Origin of the sequence: Ralstonia mannitolilytica (genome assembly GCF_000954135.1) — a bacterium.
GTDB lineage: Bacteria > Pseudomonadota > Gammaproteobacteria > Burkholderiales > Burkholderiaceae > Ralstonia > Ralstonia mannitolilytica.
Genome location: NZ_CP010800.1, coordinates 244,625 through 261,447 on the forward strand (window position 1 = coordinate 244,625; position 16,823 = coordinate 261,447).

14 protein-coding genes are annotated in these 16,823 nt (G+C 68.3%); 7 read left to right on the forward strand and 7 right to left on the reverse strand.

The genetic code is table 11. The annotated features are described in order from the left end of the window. Positions 1-160 precede the first annotated feature (160 nt). Entirely contained in the window at positions 161-1,093 is a 933-nt protein-coding gene (locus TK49_RS17680) for a 2-hydroxyacid dehydrogenase (RefSeq protein ID WP_045218578.1), read from the forward strand. Between the two features lie 42 nt (positions 1,094-1,135). Here TK49_RS17680 and TK49_RS17685 read toward each other — a convergent pair whose 3' ends face one another. Next, positions 1,136-2,380 (reverse strand): branched-chain amino acid ABC transporter substrate-binding protein, encoded by a 1,245-nt coding sequence (locus TK49_RS17685; protein ID WP_045218580.1) that lies wholly within the window; start codon positions 2,378-2,380, stop codon positions 1,136-1,138. 259 nt (positions 2,381-2,639) lie between these two features. On the opposite strand from TK49_RS17685, the gene TK49_RS17690 reads away from it, so the two are divergent. The 3 genes from TK49_RS17690 (at position 2,640) to TK49_RS17700 (ending at position 5,304) form a co-directional block, all read left to right on the forward strand. Further along, the gene (locus tag TK49_RS17690) at positions 2,640-3,290 is read left to right on the forward strand and encodes a TetR/AcrR family transcriptional regulator (protein WP_045218582.1); all 651 of its coding nucleotides are present in this window, start codon (positions 2,640-2,642) and stop codon (positions 3,288-3,290) included. A 44-nt stretch (positions 3,291-3,334) separates the two neighbouring features. Further along, the gene (locus tag TK49_RS17695) at positions 3,335-4,774 is read left to right on the forward strand and encodes an MFS transporter (RefSeq protein ID WP_045218584.1); all 1,440 of its coding nucleotides are present in this window, start codon (positions 3,335-3,337) and stop codon (positions 4,772-4,774) included. A 95-nt stretch (positions 4,775-4,869) separates the two neighbouring features. Continuing rightward, positions 4,870-5,304 (forward strand): HIT family protein, encoded by a 435-nt coding sequence (locus TK49_RS17700; protein ID WP_045218586.1) that lies wholly within the window; start codon positions 4,870-4,872, stop codon positions 5,302-5,304. An 8-nt stretch (positions 5,305-5,312) separates the two neighbouring features. Here TK49_RS17700 and TK49_RS17705 read toward each other — a convergent pair whose 3' ends face one another. From TK49_RS17705 to TK49_RS17720, 4 genes are read right to left on the reverse strand one after another with little or no spacing between them, the layout of a single operon-like run. Beyond that, positions 5,313-8,480 (reverse strand): efflux RND transporter permease subunit, encoded by a 3,168-nt coding sequence (locus tag TK49_RS17705; protein ID WP_045218588.1) that lies wholly within the window; start codon positions 8,478-8,480, stop codon positions 5,313-5,315. 10 nt (positions 8,481-8,490) lie between these two features. Further along, positions 8,491-9,675, reverse strand: coding sequence for an efflux RND transporter periplasmic adaptor subunit (locus tag TK49_RS17710; protein ID WP_045218591.1), 1,185 nt, complete (start codon positions 9,673-9,675; stop codon positions 8,491-8,493). A 23-nt stretch (positions 9,676-9,698) separates the two neighbouring features. Then, a complete protein-coding gene (locus tag TK49_RS17715) occupies positions 9,699-10,976 on the reverse strand; it encodes a TolC family protein (RefSeq protein ID WP_045218593.1) in 1,278 nt (425 codons plus the stop codon). Then, positions 10,976-11,293 carry a hypothetical protein gene (locus tag TK49_RS17720; RefSeq protein ID WP_045218596.1) on the reverse strand — a complete coding sequence of 106 codons (318 nt, stop codon included), beginning with the start codon at positions 11,291-11,293 and terminating at the stop codon, positions 10,976-10,978. Before TK49_RS17720 ends, TK49_RS17715 begins: the two co-directional genes overlap by 1 nt. A 198-nt stretch (positions 11,294-11,491) precedes the next feature. Here TK49_RS17720 and TK49_RS17725 point away from each other — a divergent pair, with 198 nt between their 5' ends. Both TK49_RS17725 and TK49_RS17730 read left to right on the forward strand, forming a co-directional pair. Next, a complete protein-coding gene (locus TK49_RS17725) occupies positions 11,492-12,166 on the forward strand; it encodes a heavy metal response regulator transcription factor (RefSeq protein WP_045218597.1) in 675 nt (224 codons plus the stop codon). Beyond that, positions 12,163-13,572, forward strand: coding sequence for a heavy metal sensor histidine kinase (locus TK49_RS17730; RefSeq protein WP_045218599.1), 1,410 nt, complete (start codon positions 12,163-12,165; stop codon positions 13,570-13,572). Before TK49_RS17725 ends, TK49_RS17730 begins: the two co-directional genes overlap by 4 nt. A 13-nt stretch (positions 13,573-13,585) precedes the next feature. On the opposite strand, the gene TK49_RS17735 is transcribed toward TK49_RS17730, so the two are convergent. After that, the gene (locus TK49_RS17735) at positions 13,586-13,948 is read right to left on the reverse strand and encodes a DUF2917 domain-containing protein (RefSeq protein ID WP_045218601.1); all 363 of its coding nucleotides are present in this window, start codon (positions 13,946-13,948) and stop codon (positions 13,586-13,588) included. 253 nt (positions 13,949-14,201) lie between these two features. Here TK49_RS17735 and TK49_RS17740 point away from each other — a divergent pair, with 253 nt between their 5' ends. After that, on the forward strand, positions 14,202-15,170 hold the full coding sequence (locus TK49_RS17740; RefSeq protein WP_045218605.1) for a TauD/TfdA dioxygenase family protein: 969 nt from the start codon (positions 14,202-14,204) through the stop codon (positions 15,168-15,170). Between the two features lie 2 nt (positions 15,171-15,172). Here TK49_RS17740 and TK49_RS17745 read toward each other — a convergent pair whose 3' ends face one another. Then, a complete protein-coding gene (locus TK49_RS17745; protein WP_045218607.1) occupies positions 15,173-16,684 on the reverse strand; it encodes a M20 family peptidase in 1,512 nt (503 codons plus the stop codon). Between the last annotated feature and the right edge of the window lie 139 nt (positions 16,685-16,823).

Here is a 16,823-nt window from a genome sequence, read left to right on the forward strand (position 1 = left end):
GCCGGACCGGCCCGTGCAACCAAACCTGCTCATCGGTAACGCGGTGTAACCGCGTCGCGGACAGGGCTTCGGCATGCCGCCCGGCGGCGCGCTATCATCGCCGGGCGCCGCGCGCGGCACTGCCAGCCGACAAGACGCGGCCAGCCCTGTCCTCCTCACCATGCAAGCGACGCTGCTGATCCTCATTGCGATGACGCCCGAGAACGTGGCGCAGATCGCGCCACACTTCCACGTCATCCACGCACCGACCCGGGCCGAACGCGATGCGGCCATCGCCCGCGACGGGCACCACGTGCGCATCGTTCTCACCAACGGCTCGACGGGGCTGACGGCAGCGGAGATGGACGCCATGCCGCGGCTGGAACTCGCGTGCGCACTGGGCGCCGGTTACGAGAATATCGACGTGCAGGCGGCCCGCGAGCGCGGCGTGGTGGTGGCCAATGGCGCCGGCACCAATGACGCCTGCGTGGCCGACCATGCCATGGGCCTGCTGCTGGCCACGGTGCGCGGCATCCCCAAGCTGGATCGCACCACGCGCAACGGCGTCTGGCGCGACGACATTCCGCTGCAGCCCGGCGTGTGGGGCAAGCGCCTGGGCATCGTGGGCCTGGGCACCATCGGCCTGCAGATCGCGCGCCGCGCAGCCGGCTTCGACATGCAGATCGGCTATCACAACCGCAAGCCGCGCGAAGGGGCCGGCTACCGCTACTTCGATGCGCTCAAGGACATGGCCGAATGGGCGGATTTCCTGATCGTCGCCACACCGGGCGGTGCGCAGACGCGGCACCTCGTCAACCAGACGATCCTGGAAGCGCTGGGCCCGAATGGCTACGTGGTGAACATCGCGCGCGGCAGCGTGGTCGACACGGCCGCGCTGGAAGCCGCCATCCGCGCCGGCAGGCTGGGTGGCGCGGGCCTGGATGTCTATGAGAGCGAGCCAGCGCCGCCGGCCGGGCTGCTGGACCTGGAGCAGGTCGTGCTGACGCCGCACATTGCGGGCTGGTCGCCGGAATCGGTGCAGGCGACGGTCGACCGCTTCCTGGAGAACGCCCGCGGGCACCTGGCCGGCACGGGCGTGGTATCCCCGGTCTGAGCCGCAGCCCCGGCCGGGAACGGTTGCTACGCGATCACGCAATCACGAGGTCGGCCGCTTCATCTGGCACGACGTCGGTTGCGCGCCCAGGTGCGGCTCGAGCGTGACGTCGGTGCGCCAGCCGTAGCCGGTGTTTTCCTGGTCGTACTTGATCTTCTTGCCGTCGGCCTTGACCCAGGTGGTCACGTACAGCGTCTGCTGGGCCTGGTGGTCGGTCTTGCGCATCTCGACCGGGCCGTTGAGGCTTTCCACCGTCATGCCTTCCATCGCCTTGGCCACCTTGGCGGGCTCGGCCGAGCCCGTCGTCTTGATGGCCTTGGCGAGGAACGCGATGCCGGTATAGACATCGGCGTTGAAGAAGTCGTCGTTGTACTTCTTCTTGAAGCCGTCGAGCACGGCGTTCGTCTTCGGGTTGCCGTCGTTCGGCGCAAAGTAGCTGATCACCTTCACGCGGTCGGCACCCGAGGCGCCCATCGCCGTCGGCACGCCGGTGGTGCCGGCGTAGTACGTATAGAAGTTCGTGTTCAGGCCCGCATCCTTCGATGCGCGGATCAGCAGCGCGAGATCGCTCCCCCAGTTGCCGGTGATGACGGTGTCGGCCCCCGATGCGCGGATCTTGGCGACGTACGGCGAGAAGTCCTTCACCTGCGCGAGCGGATGCAGGTCTTCGCCAACGACCTGGATGTCCGGACGCTTGCGCTTGAGGTATTCCTTGGCCGCGCGCGCCACCTGGTGGCCGAACGAGTAGTTCTGGTTCAGCAGGTACACCTTCTTGATGTTCGGATCCTTCGCCAGATACGTCGTCAGCGCCTCCATCTTCATGTCGGAGTTGGCGTCCAGGCGGAAGTGCCAGTAGTTGCACTTGCTGTTCGTCATGTCCGGATCGACCGCGGCGTAGTTCAGGTAGATGATCTCCTTGCCCGGGTTGCGGTCGTTGTATTTGGCGATGGCATCCTGCAGCGCCATGCCCACGCTCGATCCGTCGCCCTGCGCGACATAGCGGATGCCCTGGTCGGTGATCTGCTTGAGGATGGTCAGGCTCTCTTGCGGCGAGACCTTGTTGTCAAAGCCGACGACTTCAAACCTGGTGCCGTTGCCGCTCCAGTTCTGCTGGTTGGCGAGGTCCGCCGCGTATTGCCAGCTGCGCAGCTGGTTCTGGCCCAGCGCGCCCATCAGCCCGGACAGCGGATCGATCCAGGCGATCTTGACGGTCTCGGCGTGTACAGCCCCTGCGCAGAATGCGCCTGCCACGGCGGCCGCGCACAGTGCGACTCGAAATGCCTTCATGCAAATGTCTCCTGATGTCTTGTCTTTTATCGGTGGACGCCGTGCAGAAGGCATCGTCGAGCATGGCACCTTCACAAAACCGCAAACCGAGGCTTGCGGCAGCTCGTTCCTTCCATACACAAACGTATGTGCATGGTAGAAGTGCGTTTGTTGACGTGTCAACCCGCGCAAACCTGGGGGCGCCAGCCCGATTGAAGCGCTGGACAGCCGTGCCGGCGTCGATAGAATCCGCCTTCATGTCCACGCCGCCGAGGTGCGCATGACCTCCCCGCTGATCGACGAACACGACGCACCCGTCGACACCGCATCCGCCAGCCCCACGCCCCGTACACAGCTCACGCCCCACGACTGGGTGCGCGCCGCCACGGATCTGCTGGTGACCAAGAGCATCGACGCCGTGCGCGTGGACGTGCTCGCCAAGCAGCTGGATGTCACGCGCGGCAGCTTCTACTGGCACTTCAAGAACCGCGACGACCTGCTCCACCAGGTGCTGCAGGACTGGAGCGAACGCACGCGCATCGGCCCCAAGCTGGAGCGGCAGAACGCGTCGGTGCAGGGGCTGGTGCGCGATCTGCTCGCCCTGCCGTTTCGCGGACGCAGCGCGCGCCGCACCGCCATGATCGAATTCGCCATCCGTGCGTGGGCACGCCGCGACCCCATGGCGCAGGAGGCAGTCGACGCGGTCGACGAGCACCGCATGGACTACTACGTGAAGCACTTCCAGGCGATGGGCTTTGCGCGCAAGGACGCGAAGACACGCGCATTCATGCTGTACGCGTATCAGCTTTCCGAGGCACTGCTCTGGAACCAGGGCAGCAAGCCCGACAAGGACGCGCGCCGCCGCTTCTTCGAAGACACGCTGCTGGCCGGCGCCCCCCTCGAGCGCCCGCGCAAAGCCTCGCAGGAATAAATCGTGCTGCATCGTGCGCATTCCATCAGCCGGAGTGCGCCGCGATGCCCGGATCGCCAGCCCCTCACACCTCGGACCTGCCCGGCCGGCTCGACCGCCTGCCCTGGAGCCGCTTCCACACGCGCGTGGTCATCGCGTTGGGCATCACGTGGCTGCTCGATGGGCTCGAGGTGACGCTGGCGGGCGCGGTGGCCGGTGCGCTCAAGCAAAGCCCGGCGTTGCGGCTCACCAATGCGCAGGTCGGCATGGCCAGCAGCGCGTACCTGGCCGGCGCGGTGCTCGGCGCGCTGCTCTTCGGCTGGCTGACGGACCGGCTCGGCCGCCGCAAGCTGTTCTTCATCACGCTGGGCGTGTACATCTCGGCCACGCTGGCGACGGCGTTTTCGTGGAACTTCGCCAGCCTCGTCGTGTTCCGTGCGCTCACGGGCGCGGGCATCGGCGGGGAATACGCGGCCATCAACTCGACCATCCAGGAGCTCACACCGGCGCGCGTGCGCGGCTGGACGGACCTCGCCATCAACGGCACGTTCTGGGTCGGTGCGGCCGTGGGCGCCGGCGCATCGCTGTGGCTGCTGGACCCTGCGCACATGCGCGTCGATATCGGCTGGCGGCTGTGCTTCTTCATTGGCGCGGCGCTGGGGCTCGTCATCCTGGTGATGCGCTTCTGGATTCCGGAAAGCCCGCGCTGGCTGCTCACCCGCGGCCGCCATGAAGAAGCACAGGCCATCGTCTGCACGATCGAAAACGAGATCGCGGCGCGGGGCCATTGCTTCGACGGTGCACCGGTGCCAACCCTGCGCCTGCGCAGCCGCGGCCATCCTAGCCTGCTGGAAGTGGCGCGCGTGCTGTTCGTGCAGCACCGGCAGCGCGCACTGGTGGGGCTTGCCTTGATGGCGGCGCAGGCGTTCTTCTACAACGCCATCTTCTTTACCTACGCGCTCGTGCTGACGGACTTCTACGACGTGCCGGCCACGAAGGTCGGCACGTATCTGCTGCCGTTTGCGCTCGGCAATTTTCTCGGGCCCCTGCTGCTGGGGCGGCTGTTCGACGTCGTGGGCCGGCGCGCGATGATTGCCGCCACGTATGCAGCCAGCGGCGTGCTGCTGCTTGCCAGCGGTGCGCTGTTCAAGGCCGGCGTGCTGGACGGCGCCACACAGACGCTCGCATGGACCGTGGTGTTCTTCTTCGCTTCGGCTGCCGCCAGTTCAGCGTACCTGACGGTGAGCGAGACGTTCCCGCTCGAGGTGCGCGCGCTCGCCATTGCGCTGTTCTACGCCGTCGGTACAGGGCTGGGCGGTGTGGCGGGGCCGGCGCTGTTCGGCTGGCTCATCGATACCCATTCGCGCGGCGCCGTGTTTGCCGGCTACGCGTTGGGCGCGGCACTGATGCTGCTCGCCGCCGGGGTGCAGGCGCGCTGGGGCACGGCAGCCGAACGCAAGCCGCTCGAGCACGTCGCCGCACCGCTGTCGATGGACGATGGCTAGGCTTGACGCGTCGCCCCGAGCTTGGGCGCCCGGCGCGGCGCCGTACGTCGCATATATACTGCCCGCTGCCATTTTTTTGTTTGCCGGAGACACCCATGCCTGACGCGACCTACGACAACCAGAACATCTTCGCCAAGATCCTGCGCGGCGAGCTGCCCTGCACCAAGGTGTATGAAGACGAGCACACCCTGGCCTTCATGGACATCATGCCGCAGGCCGACGGCCACGTGCTGGTGCTGCCCAAGGAAGGCGCCACGGAACTGTTCTACCTGTCGGACGAAGCTGCAGCCGCGGCAATCGTCACGACGCGCAAGCTCGCACGTGCGGTGCGCGATGCCTTCTCCGCCCCGGGCATCGCCGTGTTCCAGCTCAACGGCGCTGCCGCCGGCCAGACGGTGCCGCACGTGCATTTCCACGTGCTGCCGCGCTATCCCGGCAAGGAGCTGCATCCGCACGCCCGCGTGCAGGCCGCGCCCGAGACGCTGAAGGCCCACGCAGACAAGATCATCGCGGCGCTGAACGCGCAGTAAGCGTTGCACTACGGCGCGGCAGACGGCGCAAGAGCGTCTGCCCGCGCGGCCGGCGCCGCCCGTCGATACGCCAGCCGGTACAGCACCGGCAGCACCAGCAGCGTGAGCGCCGTCGACGACAGGATCCCCCCGATCACCACCGTGGCGAGCGGACGCTGCACCTCGGCGCCCGTGCCGGTGGCCAGCGCCATCGGCACGAAGCCGAGCGAAGCCACCAGGGCCGTCATGAGCACCGGCCGCAGGCGCGTGAGCGCGCCCTCGCGCACGGCCTCGTCCACAGACTTGCCGGCTTCGCGCAGGCTGCGGATGAAGGTGAGCATCACCAGCCCGTTGAGCACCGCCACGCCGGACAGGGCGATGAAGCCCACGGCGGCCGAGATCGACAGCGGAATGCCGCGCAACGCCAGCGCCAGGATGCCGCCCGACAGCGCAAACGGAATGCCGGAGAACACGAGCAAGCCGTCCTTGAGATTGCCGAACATCATGAACAGCAGCGTGAGCACGAGGCTCAGCGCCAGCGGCACCACGAACTGCAGGCGTTGCGTGGCCGACTGCAACTGCTCGAACTGCCCGCCCCAGGCCATCCAGTACCCCGCGGGCAGGCGCACCTGCGCATCGAGCACGGCCTGCGCCTCTTCGACGAACGAGGCGATGTCGCGGCCGCGCACATTCGCGCTGACGACGATCCGCCGCTTGCCGTCTTCGCGGCTGACCTGGTTGGGGCCGCTCACCTCGTTGAGCGTGGCCACGTCGGACAACGGCACGTAGCCCTGCCCGTTGGGCAATGCCAACGGCAGGCGGCCCAGCGAGGCCGGATCGCTGCGCGACGTTTCCGGCAGACGCACCACGATGCCGAAGCGGCGGTCCCCCTGGAACACCGTACCGGCGTCCTTGCCGCCGATGGCTGCGGACACCGTGTCCTGGATCGCGCCGACCGACAGGCCGTAGCGCGCGGCCTTCTCCCGGTCGATGTCGACGTTCAAAAACGGCAGGCCGCCGGTCTGCTCGATCTTCACTTCCGTTGCGCCGGCCAGCTTGCCCAGCTGCGCGGCGATGGTCCTGGCCTGCGCCTCCAGCACGGCCATGTCGTCGCCAAACAGCTTGACCGCCACATCGCTGCGCACGCCAGAGATCAGCTCGTTGAAGCGCAGCTGAATCGGCTGCGAGAACTCGTATGCGTTGCCCGGCAGCGCCTGCACCACGGCGCGGATATCGGCAAGCAACTGGTCGCGCGTGCGGCGCGTGCCCGCTGGGCCGGCCGGCCAGTCCTGCTCGGGCCTGAGCATGATGTAGCCGTCGGAAATGCTGGGCGGCATCACGTCAGTGGCGACCTCCGCGGTACCGGTACGCGCGAACACGCGCTCGATCTCCGGAAACTTGGCCTTGAGCGTGCGCTCGATCTGCTTCTGCATCTCCAGCGATTGCGCCAGGCCCGTGCCCGGCACACGCATCGCCTGCATGGCGAAGTCGCCTTCGTTCAGGCTCGGCACGAATTCCGCACCCAGGCGCGTGGCCGCGACCAGCGAGACCGCCACGGCCACCACGGCAAACGTCATCACCACGGCAGGCGCTGCCAGCACGCGCTCGAGCAGCGGCGCGTACGTGCGGCGCGCCCAGCCCATCAGGCGGTTTTCCTTCTCCGACACGCGCTCGCCGATGAACAGGGCCACCGCTGCTGGCACGAACGTGATGGACAGCACCATGGCCGCCGCGAGCGCCAGCACGACGGTGGTCGCCATCGGGTGGAACATCTTTCCTTCCACGCCCGACAGCGCGAAGATCGGCAGGTACACGACCATGATGATCAACTGGCCGTACAGCAGCGGGCGGCGCGCTTCGCGGGCGGCTTCGAACACTTCGTCAAGGCGCTCGGCGCGGCTCAGTGGCCGGCCCCGCACCTGCTGCGCATGCGCGAGGCGCCGCACGCAGTTTTCGACGATCACCACCGCGCCGTCGACGATGATGCCGAAGTCGAGTGCGCCCAGGCTCATCAGGTTCGCACTGACCTTGGCCGACACCATGCCGCTGAAGGTCATCAGCATCGACAGCGGAATCACCAGCGCCGTCAGCACCGCCGCGCGCAGATTGCCGAGGAAGACGAACAGGACCGCCATCACCAGGATGGCGCCTTCCACCAGGTTCTTCTTGACGGTGGCGATGGCCTTGTCAACGAGTACCGTGCGGTCATACACCGGTTCGACGCGAATGCCGGCCGGCAACGTCTTGCGGATGTCCTGCATGCGCTTGTCCACCGCCTGCGACACCGTGCGGCTGTTTTCGCCGATCAGCAGGAACGCCGTGCCGAGCACGACCTCACGCCCGTTGCTGGTGGCCGCGCCCGTGCGCAGCTCGCTGCCGCTGTCGATCGTGGCGACATCGCGCAGGCGCACCGGCGTGCCGTTGGGGCTGGCGAGCACGACGTTGCCGATGTCGGCCGCATCACGCAGCTGGCCGGGCGCACGCACGAGGTATTGCTCGCCCTTGCGCTCGATATAGCCCGCGCCGACGTTGGCGTTGTTGCGCTCAAGCGCCGACACCACGTCGGCCAGCGTCAGCCTGTACGACGCCAGCCGCTCCGGGCTCGTCGCCACCAGGAATTCCTTGGCGAATCCACCGATGGTATTGACCTCCGTCACGCCCGGCACGTTGCGGATCTGCGGACGGATCACCCAGTCCTGCAGCTCACGCAGGTCCGCTGGTGTGTAAGCCGTGCCATCGGGCTTGCGCGCATTCGCGTCTGCCTCGACCGTCCACAGGTAGATCTCGCCCAGCCCCGTGGAGACCGGCCCCATGCTCGGCGAGATGCCGTCGGGCAGCTGTTCCTTGGCGGCCTGCAGGCGCTCGCTCACGAGCTGGCGCGCAAAGTAGATGTCGGTGCCTTCCTTGAAGATGACGGTCACCTGCGACAGCCCGTAGCGCGACAGCGAGCGCGTCTGCTCGAGCTTCGGCAGCCCCGCCATTGCGGTCTCCAGCGCATAGGTGATGCGCTGCTCCGTCTCCAGCGGCGAGTAGCCGGGCGCAGGCGTGTTGATCTGCACCTGCACGTTGGTAATGTCCGGAACCGCATCGATCGACAGGCGCGTGTAGCTATACGCACCGAAAGCGGCGGCGGCCAGCACGGCCAGCAGCACGAGCCAGCGTTGGGCAATGACGGTGCGCAACAGGCGTTCGAACATGGCGCCTCCGTCAGTGGCCGTGGTCGGCGGACTTGCCGGCCTCGGCTTTGAGCACGTAGCTGTTGGCGGCGGCATAGCGCGTGCCGGCGGCCAGCCCTTCGACGATTTCCGTCCACGTGCCGTCGGTGCGGCCGGTCTTGACGGGGCGCACTTCAAAGCCGCCCTCCACGGGCACGAACACGGAGGGCTTGTCATCGACGGTCTGCAAGGCTTCGGCACGCACGGCCACGGGCACACGCGCCCGGCCCGACTCCACCGACACGTTGACGAACATGCCGGGCCGCCACGCCAGCTTCGGGTTGTCGAGCGTCACGCGGGCGGGCGCGGTGCGCGTCTGCTCGCCCAGCAATGCGCCCACGTATGACACCTTGCCGTCGACCGCGGTGCCGGTGGCGGTGGCGCGCACCGTTGCCGCAGCGCCGGTCGTCACCGCCTCCAGGTCCTTGGCCGTGACGGAAAAATCGGCCCACACGGTCCGCAGGTCAGCCACGGTAAAGACGGCCGTTTCTGCCTGCACGGCCTCGCCCTGCGAAAGATGCCTCGCCACGACGACACCGTCGAACGGCGCCCGCAACTCGAAGCGGTTCAACGCCGAACCGCCGGGCGCGGCACCGATGGCCGCCAGCTTCTGGCGCGCGTTGTCGGCCGCGATGCGCGCTTCCTGCAATGCGGTGCGGGCCTGCTGGTAATCCTGCTCGGCAGCGATGCCCTGCTCCCACAGCCGCTTCTCGCGTGCATGCGCCTGCTGTGCGAGCGCGAGACGCTGCTGGGCAGCCTGCAGCTCGCTGCGCTGGTCCGACAGCGCGGGGCTCGACAGCACGGCCAGCAGGTGACCACGATTGACGGCCTGGCCCAGTTCCACGGCGACCTTCTCGGCCACGCCGGCCACGCGCGGCACCACATGCGCGGTGCGGTCTTCGTTCAGGCGGATCTCACCCGGCAAGACGACTTCGGTGCGCAGCTCGGCGGGGCCGGCCGTCTCCACGCCGATGTTTGCATTGGCCATGGCGCCCGGCGTCATGGCCAGCAGTTCGGCGTGATGGCCCTCGGCGGTGTCCGTTGCGGCAGCGCCGGCTTCCGGCTCGGCCGTTGGCGATGGCCGGGCGCCCATGCCGAACCACAGGCCGGTCGCGGCCAGCGCACCGAGCACGACGATCAGCGCGATGGCGCGCCGTTGTTGCGGGGGAAGTGTCATGTCAGCAGGAAAGGAAGCGGGCGCTAGCGGCCCAGGATGCGATCGATGCCGCCAGCGGCCTGATGCGCGCGCGACAGTGCGGCGAGGTATTGGGCTCGCGCCTGGAACAGCGTGCGCTGCGCGTCCAGCACATCGAGAAAGTTGAACTTGCCGGCATCAAAGCCGATGCGGGCGGCATCGTACGCGCGCTGCGCGCCGGGCAGCACATTGGCGCGCAGCGATTGCACGGTCGCGCGGGCGGCCTCGAGCCGCGCGACATCCTGCGCGAGCGCGGCGCCCTGTTCGAGCTGCAATGCGCGGTAGTCTTCGAACGCCTTGTCAGCCCGGCGCTGCGCCTCGAGCAGGCTGCCCTGGTTGCGGTCAAACAACGGCAGCGGCACGGCAATGCCGACGACGGCCATGTTGTTGTTCGCCGCGCTGTCGCGCTTGGCCCCCACGGTGAGCGTGACGTCGGGCACGCGCTTGGCGCGCTCCACATTGGCGAGTGCCTGGCGGCGTTCGATCTCGAGCCGGGCGCGGACGGCACGCGGCGTGGCCTCCAGCGCCCCGGCCGCCGCGCGGGCTTCCGGCGGCACGATGGGCAGGGTCTCGACGCTGCCGTCGGCTTCCGGGGCGAAGGGCGTACCGCCCCAGAACGCGGCCAGCGCGCGCTGCGCAACCTGCAGTTCCGCCTGGGCATCGCGCAACTCGATGGCGGCGCTGGCCCGCACCACACCAGCCTTGGTCTGCTCCACGGGGGACACCTTGCCCGCCTGCACGCGCCGTGCGGCGGCCGATTCGGCCTCGGCGGCCAAGGTGTCCGACGCCTGCGCCAGCGACAGGCGCTCCTGCGCGATCAGCAGGTCGAAGAACGCGCGCGTGACGTCGGCACGCAGTTCGGCGCGCAGCACCGCGGCATCTTGCGCCGTCGCGTCACGCGCGGCTTCTGCGGCGCGCGTCCGGGCGCCGCGCTTGCCGCCAAGTTCGAGCGGAATGTTCAATTGCGCCGTCATCGTGGCGCGATCGCGGCGCACGTCCTCGGTCGTGAAGGCGGCCTCGGGATTGCGCCAGCGGCGCGCCTGGTCGAGCGCGCCTTCGCTGGCGGCGATCTCGTAACCGGCCGCCGCGATCGCCGGGTGCGTCTGCATGGCACGGTCGATGGCCTGCTGCAAGGTCACCCGGCCGGCTTGGCCCTGGGCCACGGCCGGTTCGCCGGATGCCGATGCGGCCGTCGGCGCGGTAAGGTCGAGCGCCATCGCCGCGGCCGGCATCAGAGCCGCGCAACCGGCGATGGCGGCTGCAACAGGCGGCAGCCAGGGCATCACGCGTGCGCACCGGCTGCGTACGGATCGCGTGCGCGGGGGCCGCTCAAGCCGCCGTCGGTGTACGGATCACGCGCCCCGACGCGGGCCTCGAGCACGGCTTGCGCAGCACCGTCGGTGTACGGGTCGCGCGCGCCCGTTCGGGCGCCGTCGGTATAGGCGTCTCGCGTGCCGGTCTTGGCCAGTGGGGCAGCCATCGGCTTGGCCTGCGGCTCGCAGCAGTCGCCGCGCAGGTCTTGGGCGGCAAGGGCGGTGCCGGTTGCCAGGGTTGCCGCCAGGGCGGCCAGCCAGAGCGCACGTGGGAATCGGATCGCCATGATCATCTCCTTCGAAAAATGCCGACACCAGCAGCAGGAAGGGGCGATGTCGGTGCGGCCAGTCTACGGAGGGGCGCGCCACGCGGGCATGACCCGAAGATGACAAAGTTGTCATCTTTGTCGCCTCCACGGGGGTTTTGGCCTATCGTGGCGGCATTGGCAGCACGGCGGGCCACCAGCGCCCGCGCCTTTCTCACCATGCGACTGCTCATCGTTGAAGACGAGCCCAAGGCGGGCGACTACCTCCGCAAGGGCCTGACCGAATCCGGCTTCGTGGCCGACCTTGCCCGCACCGGCCCCGACGGCCTCTTTCAGGCCATGGAGCATGACTACGACCTGATCGTGCTGGACGTCATGCTGCCCGGCATGGACGGCTGGCAGCTCATCCAGGAACTGCGCCGGCACAAGAGCACGCCGGTGCTGTTCCTGACCGCGCGCGACGAACTGCCCGACCGGCTCAAGGGGCTGGAACTCGGCGCCGACGATTACCTCGTCAAGCCGTTCGCCTTTGCCGAGCTCGTGGCGCGCATACGCACCATCCTGCGGCGCGGCCCGATGCGCGAGAGCGAGATCCTCGAAATTGCGGACCTGACCATCGACACCATCAGGCGCCGCGTCACGCGCGCGGGCCAACGCATCGACCTGACCGCCAAGGAATACGCACTGCTGCACCTGCTGGCGCGCCGCGCAGGCGAGGTGCTTTCGCGCTCGCTGATAGCGTCGCAGGTGTGGGACGTGAACTTTGACAGCAACACCAACGTGGTGGACGTGTCGATCCGCCGCCTGCGCGCCAAGGTCGACGACCCATTCGAGCACAAGCTGATCCACACATTGCGCGGCATGGGGTACGTGCTCGACGAGGCAGCCCGCTGATGCGCTGGCCCGCTTCGCTTGCCGGCCGCCTGGTCCTGGCGTTCGTGGTGGTGGCGTCGGTCACGCTCACCGCAGCGGGCACGTACCTGTATTACGCGCTGAATGCGCAATTGCGTGCCGCCGACGATGCGATGCTGCTCGGCAAGATCGCGCAGTTGCGGCATCTGACCAGCGAGGCCGCGGGCGTCGACGACCTGGCACGCAACGCCCACCGTTACACCGACGTGGTGTCCGGCCATGACGGCCTGATCCTGCGCATTGCCGCCCCGGACGGCCGCACGCTGGTGGAGGTGAACCCCGAAGGCGAGGCGGTCGGGATGCCGGCCATTGTGCCGGCCGGCGTGGCCCCTTCAGAGCCTGCGGTACAGACATGGACATCGATGGCAGGCATGGTGTCGCGTGCTGTGGCGGCCGAGGCGCCGCTGGGCGAGCGCGGTACGAAGGTGATCGTGCTGGTCGCGCAGGACGGCGACAGCCGTGCAGCGTTGCTGGCGAAGTACCAGCGTCACATCGTGTTTGCGGTCGTCGGCGGTGTGGCCGCCGTGGCGCTGCTGAGCCTGCTGCTGGTGCGCGGCACGCTGCGCGGGCTGGCGCGCATCGGCAGGCAGGCAGCGGCCGTGGTCCCGAGTCAGCTCGAGACGCGCCTGGCGTTGGAGGGTGCGCCGCGTGAACTGGCCGACCTGCTCGCCTCGCTCAATGCCATGCTCGCGCGGCTGCAGGACGGCTTCGCACGCCTGTCGCAGTTCTCCGCAGACCTGGCGCACGATTTCCGCACACCGCTGGCGAACCTGGTCGGGCAGACCGAAGTCACGCTGGCCCACCCGCGCGCGGCCGACGAGTACCGCAGCGTGCTCGAATCGAACCTGGAGGAGTACGCGCGCCTGTCGCACATGATCGAAGACATGCTGTTTCTCGCGCGCGCCGACCACACGCGCGTGGCGGTCGCCACCGCCATGCTCGAGGCACGCCACGAGGTTCAGGTACTGGTGGACTACTTCGAAGCCGTGGCCGCCGACCGCGACATCGTCATCGACGTCACCGGGGATGGCCTCGTCCGTGCCGATGCTACGCTGCTGCGCCGGGCGCTGAACAACCTGCTCGACAACGCGCTGCGCCACACCCCCACCGGCGAGCGCATCGACGTGGCCATCGAGACGCTGCCGCACGCCACCGCGATCCGCGTGCGCAACCCCGGGCCCGGCATTCCGGCGGCGATCCTGCCGCTGCTGTTCGAGCGGTTCTACCGCGGCGACCCTTCGCGTGCACAATCCGGCGCGCGGTCGAGCCAGTCGACGGGCTTGGGGCTGGCGATCGTGAAGACCATCATGGACCTGCACGGCGGCAGCGTGGAAGCCAGCAGCCCGCCGCACGGGCGGACCGAGTTCCGGCTCGTGTTTCCCAACTAGGCGCGCGGCTTCGTCATGTGCCGATGCGCAGCGCCGAGGGCGTGCGCGTGGCGTCCTGGCCGTCATCGCGCACGATCCGGCGGTACGCGGCGGCCACCAGCAGGCCGACGAAGCGCAGCAGGCGGCGCGGGGCGTTGACGTCTTCGGTCACGGAAAAGCGCGCGGGCGTACCGTCCACCGTCTCGCCGGAGAGCCAGAAGCGCACGCCCGCCGGCACGTCGATCGACTGCCCCGGCCTGAGCCAGATGTCCTGCCGCTGATGCTCCTGCGTGACCCACAACAACCCGGCCTGTGCGGCGATGGTCTGGGCCCGCGCCGATCGCCAGCTTACCGGCACGCCCTGCCGGTCAAGTTCGAAGATCCTGATTTCGCGCATGATGGAGACTCCTGTGCCGGGGGTTCGTGGTGGATTGTTATGGCACTGCAGATCGGCACGACTCCATCTTGCGCGGCAGGGTGGGGATTGGACATGAACAGTTGCGAACAGTTTGACAGGACTGTTCAGCATCTTTCTCGAACAGTTCCGTGCGACGACAGACAGAACTGCATTTGGATATGTCAATCCGTTCGTTCTGTGCGCGGCGGCGGCTGGCTAGCATGGGCCATTGCCCTATTTGCCGGAGCCGCCCATGCCGCACGACCCCAGCCAGAACCACGACAGCGCCATCGACACAGCGTTCGGAACCCTGCGGGTGCGCCGGGTGGCCGGACATATCGGCGGCGAGGTGCTTGACGTCAAGCTGGGCGCGGACCTGCCCGAAGACACGTTCGCCAGCCTGTACGCCGCCCTGCTCAAGTACAAGGTGTTGTTCTTTCGCGACCAGCGGCATCTGGACGACGAGCAGCACCAGGCGTTCGGCAAGCGTTTTGGCCGCATCGTCGCGCACCCGACGGTGCCCGCGCCGACCGGCACGCAGCTGTTCGAACTCGATGCTTCAAAGGGCGGCGGCCGGGCCGATTCCTGGCACACCGACGTGACGTTTCTCGATGCGTTTCCGAAGGTGTCGATCCTGCGGGCCGTGACGATTCCGGCCTACGGCGGCGACACGGTGTGGGCCAACACCGCGCGCGCCTACGAGCAGCTGCCCGACACGCTCAAGCAGCTCGCCGAGCAGCTCTGGGCCGTCCATACCAACGACTACGACTACGGTGCCGAACGCACGCAGATCAACGAGGCGCGCCTGCGGCATCACCGCGACGTATTCACCGCCGCCGTGTACGAGGCGTCGCATCCGGTTGTGCATGTCCATCCCGAGACGAGCGAACGCGCCCTGCTGCTGGGCCATTTCGTCAAACGCTTTGCCGGCGTGTCGGGCAGCGAGTCTGCGCGGCTGTTCGAGCTGCTGCAGCAGCGCGTGACGCGGCTGGAGAACACCGTGCGCTGGCAATGGCGGCAGGACGACGTCGCCATCTGGGACAACCGTGCCACGCAGCACTACGCCATCAACGATTACGGCAACCAGCCGCGCGTGGTGCGCCGCGTGACGGTGCACGGCGACACGGCCATCTCCGTGGACGGCACACGCAGCACGCAACTGCGCCGCCCCGAGGCTACCAACGATGCGCACATCGACGCACTGGTGGCCGCCGCGCACTGAGTTCAGCCGGCCGCCTGCTGCACCAGCCGGTGGTAGAAGCGGATCAGCTCCACCAGGTTGGCCTCGGTGATGCGTTCGTTGGTGCCATGAAAGCGCGGCAGGTCTTCGGGCCGCGCGCGCACCGGCGAAAAGCGATACACATGGTCGGCAATCCCGGTCATGTGGCGCGAATCCGTGGCACCGATCATCAGGCCCGGCGCCACCACCGTGCCCGGAAACAGCTCACGCACCGTCTTGTTGATCAGCTGATACGACGCCGACTGCGTGGGCGACACGGGCGACGCCTCGCTTGAGCCGGGCAGCTTGATCAGTTCGAACTTGCCCTGCGGCGCGGCGGTCTTGGCGGCGTCTTCCACGTGCGCGGTGACGGACGCAATGGTGTCGCCGGGCAGCAGGCGGAAATTGACCGTGGCCTCGGCGCGGCCCGGCAGGACGTTGTCTTTGTTGCCGGCCTGCACGATGGTCAGCGCTGTGGTGGTGCGCAGCATGGCGTTGGAGCTGCCGGACGCTTCCAGCTGCTTCTGCACCATCGGCCCGAACAGCCACAGGTTCGACAGCGCGACGCGGCTGAAACCGTGCATTTCGGGTGCCAGCGTGGCAAACATCTCCTGCGCAACGCCGCGGATGCCGGCGGGCAGCTGATCGTCGTCCAGCCGCTTGAGCGTGGCGCTCATCATGGCGATGGCGCTCTGGCCGGGCGGCGGCGGCATCGACGAATGCCCCGGCGTTGCCGCCACCTTCAGCTGCACCGAGAGAAAACCCTTTTCCGCCACCCCGATCAGCGCGGCCGGCTTGGTCAGGCCCGGCAGCACGCCCTCGGTAATCAGCAGCCCTTCGTCGATCACGAAATCGAGCCGCTCGCCACGCGACTTGAGCAGCGCGGCGATCTGCCGGGCGCCCCGGTCGCCGCCCACTTCCTCGTCGGCGCCAAAGGCCAGGTGGATGGTGCGGCGCGGCTGGAAACCGCCGGCGGCCAGCAGCTCGATGGCTTCCATCTGCGAGATCAGGTTGCCCTTGTCGTCCCACGCGCCGCGGCCCCAGACCATGCCGTCCTTCACCACGCCGGCAAAGGGCGGCTCCGTCCAGTCGCCCTCGGTGCCGGGGGCGATGGGCACGACGTCCTGGTGCGCCATCAGCATGATGGGCTTCAACGACGGGTCGGAGCCCTTCCACGTGTAAAGCAAGGCGAAATCGCCCACGAGTTCGCGCTGGAGCACTGCGTGGGCCCTGGGGTAACGCGCCTGCAGCATGGCGTGCAGCTGGCGGAACTGGTCGGCGTTCAACTGCGCGTCGGTGACGCTGGAGACCGTGCGGGCGCGCACGGCTTCGGCCAGGTGCGCCGCTGCCGCAGCACCGTCCACCGCCACCGGCGTCACGGGCGGCACATCGAGCTGGCGCGAGCCGTGCCGCCACGTATTGACGGCCACGCACAGCGCCAGCACGACCACCACCGCAACCACCGCCAACAGCAGCCGCCCGACCACTGCGCCGCGACGCTTCGTCCATGCATTCATTGGGAATCCGCTCCTCATGGTGAACTGCCCTGCGGGCCTCTTCGCACCGCCTCCGGATGACAAGTATCACTGCAACCCGGTGCAGTGGCCATCACGCCGAGGGGCGGGTTTCCCAGGATTACAATGCAGCGAACACTTG

Coding starts and splice junctions, on each gene's coding strand:
- TK49_RS17680 (WP_045218578.1), top strand. CDS start 161: ATGCAAGCGACGCTGCTGATCCTCATTGCGATGACGCCCGAGAACGTG.
- TK49_RS17685 (WP_045218580.1), bottom strand. CDS start 2,380: ATGAAGGCATTTCGAGTCGCACTGTGCGCGGCCGCCGTGGCAGGCGCA.
- TK49_RS17690 (WP_045218582.1), top strand. CDS start 2,640: ATGACCTCCCCGCTGATCGACGAACACGACGCACCCGTCGACACCGCA.
- TK49_RS17695 (WP_045218584.1), top strand. CDS start 3,335: ATGCCCGGATCGCCAGCCCCTCACACCTCGGACCTGCCCGGCCGGCTC.
- TK49_RS17700 (WP_045218586.1), top strand. CDS start 4,870: ATGCCTGACGCGACCTACGACAACCAGAACATCTTCGCCAAGATCCTG.
- TK49_RS17705 (WP_045218588.1), bottom strand. CDS start 8,480: ATGTTCGAACGCCTGTTGCGCACCGTCATTGCCCAACGCTGGCTCGTG.
- TK49_RS17710 (WP_045218591.1), bottom strand. CDS start 9,675: ATGACACTTCCCCCGCAACAACGGCGCGCCATCGCGCTGATCGTCGTG.
- TK49_RS17715 (WP_045218593.1), bottom strand. CDS start 10,976: ATGCCCTGGCTGCCGCCTGTTGCAGCCGCCATCGCCGGTTGCGCGGCT.
- TK49_RS17720 (WP_045218596.1), bottom strand. CDS start 11,293: ATGGCGATCCGATTCCCACGTGCGCTCTGGCTGGCCGCCCTGGCGGCA.
- TK49_RS17725 (WP_045218597.1), top strand. CDS start 11,492: ATGCGACTGCTCATCGTTGAAGACGAGCCCAAGGCGGGCGACTACCTC.
- TK49_RS17735 (WP_045218601.1), bottom strand. CDS start 13,948: ATGCGCGAAATCAGGATCTTCGAACTTGACCGGCAGGGCGTGCCGGTA.
- TK49_RS17740 (WP_045218605.1), top strand. CDS start 14,202: ATGCCGCACGACCCCAGCCAGAACCACGACAGCGCCATCGACACAGCG.
- TK49_RS17745 (WP_045218607.1), bottom strand. CDS start 16,684: ATGAATGCATGGACGAAGCGTCGCGGCGCAGTGGTCGGGCGGCTGCTG.